Below are 5,285 nucleotides of genomic sequence, written 5' to 3' on the forward strand. Positions count from 1 at the left end.
TCGCGGTATGTGGATTGGTCGTTGGAGGATGTGTTGTGGGGGCGTGAGGGTGCGGCGTCGTTGGACCGGGTGGATGTGGTGCAGCCGGTTCTGTTTTCGGTGATGGTGTCGTTGGCTGCGTTGTGGCGGTCGGTGGGTGTGCGTCCCTCTGCGGTGATCGGTCATTCGCAGGGGGAGATTGCGGCCGCGTATGTGGCGGGTGCGTTGAGTCTGGATGACGCGGCGCGGGTGGTCGCGCTGCGGAGCCGCGCCATCGTGGCCCTGGCCGGACAAGGCGGCATGGTGTCGCTCCCACTGCCGGCCGAGGACGCCCGGACCCTCGTCGCGCGATGGGAGGACAGGATCGGCATCGCCGCGGTCAACGGGCCCTCGGCCACCGTCGTCTCCGGCGACGTGGCGGCGCTGGACGAACTGCTCGCCGTGTGCCAAGCGGAGGATGTACGGGCCAGGCGCGTACCTGTCGACTACGCCTCGCATGGGGCCCACGTCGAAGCCATCCGCGACGACGTGCTGCGCCTCCTGGCCCCCATCACCCCGCTCACACCCGAAGTGCCCTTCTACTCGACCCTGATCGGCGGCCCGCTCCCCACCACGCAGGAGCTGGACGCCGACTACTGGTACCGCAATCTGAGGCACACCGTCCGATTCGAGGAGGCCGTGCGCGCGCTCGCCGCCCGCGGCGAGACGCTGTTCATCGAGTCGAGCCCGCATCCGGTGCTGACCCTGGCCGTCCAGGAGACGCTGGACGGTGCCGACCTGCCCGCGGCGGGCGTGGCCGTCGGCTCCCTCCGGCGCTCCAAGGGCGATCTCCACCGCTTCCTGCTCTCGCTGGCCGAGGCACATGTGCACGGCGCCGCGATCGACTGGCGTGAAGCCTTCGCCGGCATGGGCGTGACGACCGCCTCCACGAGTGCTTCCCCGGCAGACCTGCCGACGTACGCCTTCCAGCGGCAGCGGTACTGGCTGGAGAGCCCGGCCCCTGGCGGCGACGCCGGGCAACTCGGCCTGGAGAGCGCCGAACACCCGCTGCTCAGCGCCGAGGTGGCGCTGGCAGATGGCGGAGCGGTCGCGTTCACGGGGCGGCTGTCCACCCGCACCCATCCCTGGCTCGCCGACCACGCGGTGCGGGGAACGGTTCTGCTGCCGGGCACCGCGTTCGTCGAACTCGCGCTGCACGCCGGGGCAAGGCAGGGACTGCCGCACCTGGCGGAGCTGACCCTGCAGTCCCCCCTCGTCCTGACCGGCGAGGAAGGCGTCCAGATCCAGGTGCTCCTCGGTGCCGACCAAGGCACCGGCCGACGAACGCTCACGGTGCACTCCCGCCCGCCCGGCCCCGAGCAGCCATGGACCTGCCACGCAGCCGGAGTACTCACCGACGAGGAACCGGCAGCACCCCTCCCCGACCTCGCGCCCTGGCCCCCGGCGGGCGCCCACCGCATCGACATCGCCGACCTCTACGGACGTGTGGAGCGCCAGGGGTACGAGTACGGACCGCTCTTCCAGGGGGTCAGGTCCGTCTGGCGAAGGGGCGACGACCTCTACACGGAGATCCGGCTCGCCGAGGAGCTCACGGCCGACGCCGACGCGTTCGGCTTGCACCCTGCCCTCCTCGACTCCATGCTGCACCCCCTGGTGGACCGGCCGGCCGACGCGGAACCCGAACCGCCCCGGCTGCCGTTCGCCTGGGCCGGCGTGCACCTCCATGCGACAGGTGCCACCACACTCCGCGTACGCCTGTCACCGGCAGGCCGGGACACGTCCGCCCTGACGGCGTTCGACCCGGCGGGCGCGCCCGTCCTCACGGTCGACTCACTGGTCCTGCGGCCGGTCGTCGGCGAGCTGGCGCACCACACGCCGAACAGGAGCCTCGAATCCCTCCACGGCCTGGAGTGGACAGCCGTCACCGCCGAGCCCGGTCCGGAATCCGGGGACGCCCCCGCGCAATGGATCCCAATCGGCGCAGCGACGACCGCCGAATCGACCGGCGAAGCGGGAGGCGACCTTCCCGGTGGCGTTCCCCAGCAGGTGCACGCCCTAGTCGGGCGCGCACTGGACCTCGTGCAGGAGACGATCACGGTTGCGGAGCCGGGCTCTGCCACCGGACCACTCGTGCTGGTCACCCGGGGGGCTGTGGCCGCGGCCGAGGGAGAGGACGTCACCGACCTCGCCGCGGCGGCCGTATGGGGGCTGATCCGTACCGCACAGTCCGAGCACCCCGGGCGCTTCGTCCTCCTTGACGTACCTGGCGCCGGTACAGGCGAGGACAACGGGACCGACGAGGCGGTGCGTGCGGCCATCCGTACGGGCGAGCCCCAACTCGCTCTCCGCGGAGGTGAACTCCTGGCGCCCAGGCTGAACCGGGCCACCATCTCCCCGGCAGCCCCCACCATCGCGGACGCCAGTGCGGAACTCGCCCCGGAACGCACCTCGCCCACCGATCCGGACACCGACGGCACAGTACTGATCACCGGCGCGACCGGCACACTGGGCCGCCTCCTCGCCCGGCACCTCGTCACCGCGCACGGCGTCCGACGCCTCCTTCTCGTCAGCCGCCGGGGCCCGGAGGCCGACGGCGCCGCAGCGTTCGACGCCGAACTGGCCGCGCTCGGGGCCGCAGTGACCACGGCCGCCTGCGACATCGCCGACCACGACGCGCTGGCCGCGCTGATCGACGCCGTCCCCCCGCAGCACCCGCTCACCGCCGTCGTCCACACCGCAGGCGTCCTCGACGACGCCACCGTCGAGTCCCTCACTCAGGAGAGCCTCGACACCGTGCTGCGCCCCAAGGTCGACGGAGCGTGGAACCTGCACACACTGACCAGGGACCTCGACCGCCCCCTCACATCTTTCGTGCTCTTCTCCTCGATCGTCGGCACGCTCGGCAACGCCGGCCAGGCGAACTACGCCGCGGCGAACACCTTCCTGGACGGCCTCGCCCACCATCGGCACGCCCAGGGCCTGGCCGGCACCTCATTGGCCTGGGGCCTGTGGGATCAAAGCAGCGGCATGACCGGTCACCTCGACCGTGCCGACCTGTCACGGATGAGCCGATCAGGCGTGACCGCCCTGCCGTCCGCACTGGGAATGGAACTCTTCGACAAGGCGTCCTCGCTCGGCACCCCGTTCCTCGCCCCGGCCGCACTCGACCTGCCCGCACTCCGCGAACAGGCGGCCGCCGGAACGCTCCCACCGGTGCTCCGCACCCTCGTACGCCGGCCCGTGCGCCGAGCGGCCGGCAGCGCATCGGACACCTCATTGGCCAAACGGCTCGCCGCGCTCCCGGAGGGCGACCGTCACGAAGCGCTGCTCGACCTTGTCCACGCACAGGTGGGGACCGTTCTGGGCCACACCACCAGCCAGACGCTGGACGCGCAACGCGCCTTCAAAGAACTCGGCTTCGACTCCCTCACCGCCGTGGAACTGCGCAACCGGCTCGGAGCAGCAGCAGGGTTGCAGCTGCCCACCACCCTCGTGTTCGACCACCCCACTCCGCTCGCTCTGGTCCGCTACCTGGAGGAACGGCTCGGCGCCGCGCCCAGCGGAGCCGAGACGACGCCGGACCGGCCGCGGGGCACCGACGACGAACCGATCGCGATCATCGCCATGAGCTGCCGCTACCCGGGAGGCGTCAGCACCCCCGAGGACCTGTGGCGGCTCGTAGCCGACGGCGGCGAAGCGGGCGGCACATTCCCCGACGACCGCGGATGGGACGTGGCGGGCCTCTACGACCCGGACCCGCAGCAGCAGGGCAAGATCTACACCACCCGCGGTGGATTCCTGTACGACGGCAACGAGTTCGACCCCGAGCTCTTCGGGATCAGCCCGCGCGAGGCCCTGGCCACCGACCCGCAGCACCGGCTGCTGCTGGAAACCGCCTGGGAGGCCTTCGAGCGCGCCGGACTCGCCCCCGAGAGCCTCAAGGGCACCAGAACCGGTGTCTTCACCGGAGTCATGTACAACGACTACGCGAGTCGGCTCCGCAACGCCCCCGACGGGTTCGAGGGCTTCCTGCTCGCCGGCAACCAGGCGAGCGTCGCCTCCGGGAGGGTCTCCTACACCTACGGGCTCGAAGGACCCGCCGTCACCATCGACACCGCCTGCTCGTCATCACTTGTGGCACTGCACCTGGCCTCCCAGGCACTCCGCTCCGGCGAGTGCACCATGGCGCTCGCCGGCGGTGTGGCCTTCATGTCCACACCCACGACCTTCATCGAGTTCAGCCGACAGCGCGGACTGGCCCCCGATGGCCGTTGCAAGCCCTTCTCGGCCGACGCCGACGGGACGGGGTGGAGCGAGGGCGTAGGACTGCTGCTCCTGGAGAAGCTGTCGGACGCCCGGGCGAACGGGCACCGGGTGCTGGCCGTGGTGCGGGGCTCCGCGGTCAACCAGGACGGGGCATCGAACGGCCTGACGGCACCGAACGGCCCCTCGCAACAACGGGTGATCCGTCAGGCCATGGCAAATGCGGGTCTCTCCGCCTCGGACATCGACGCGGTCGAGGCTCATGGCACGGGCACCGCACTGGGCGACCCCATCGAGGCCCAGGCGCTGCTCAACACCTACGGCCAGCAGCGTGAGCGGGACCGCCCGCTCCACCTCGGATCGGTCAAGTCGAACATCGGTCATACCCAGGCGGCTGCGGGGGCCGCAGGCATCATCAAGATGGTGATGGCGCTGGGGCATGAGGTGCTGCCGCGCACGCTGCACGCGCAGGAGCCGTCGCCGCATGTGGACTGGTCCTCGGGTGCCGTGTCGCTTTTGACCGAGGCCGCGCCGTGGCCGCGGGGGGATCGCAAGCGGCGGGCCGGCGTCTCGTCGTTCGGCATCAGCGGCACGAACGCCCACGTCATCATCGAGGAGGCCGACGACCCGGACGGTGCGACGGCCCGCCACGCGACCCGCCCCACGCCGTCCGTTCTCCCGGTTCTGCTCTCCGCGCACGACGAAGACGCTCTGCGGGCACAGGCACACAAGCTCAGTGGCTTCCTCACCGAAGCCGACCGCGAAACCACCGAACTGAAGGACCTGGCCCACTCGTTGGCGGCAGGCCGATCTCTGATGAACCACCGCTCGGTCATCCTGGCGAAGAGTCACGACGACCTGCTCTCCCAGCTGGAACAGTCGGCGAAGCCGAAGAGGCCAACAGCGTCGACGATCGGCGGAATCGCCCGCACGCCCGGAAAGACCGTGTTCGTGTTTCCGGGTCAGGGGTCGCAGTGGGTGGGTATGGCGGTGGGTTTGCTGGGGGAGTCGGAGGTGTTCGCTGCGGAGATCGGTCGGTGTGG

1 protein-coding gene is annotated in these 5,285 nt (G+C 71.0%); it reads left to right on the forward strand.

All coding sequences use genetic code 11. The features are described from left to right. On the forward strand, positions 1 to 5,285 hold a 5,285-nt coding region (locus tag ACFVW8_RS38305), incomplete at both ends, for an SDR family NAD(P)-dependent oxidoreductase (RefSeq protein ID WP_389698533.1).

Source organism: Streptomyces sp. NPDC058221 (assembly GCF_042882365.1).
Taxonomy (GTDB): domain Bacteria; phylum Actinomycetota; class Actinomycetes; order Streptomycetales; family Streptomycetaceae; genus Streptomyces.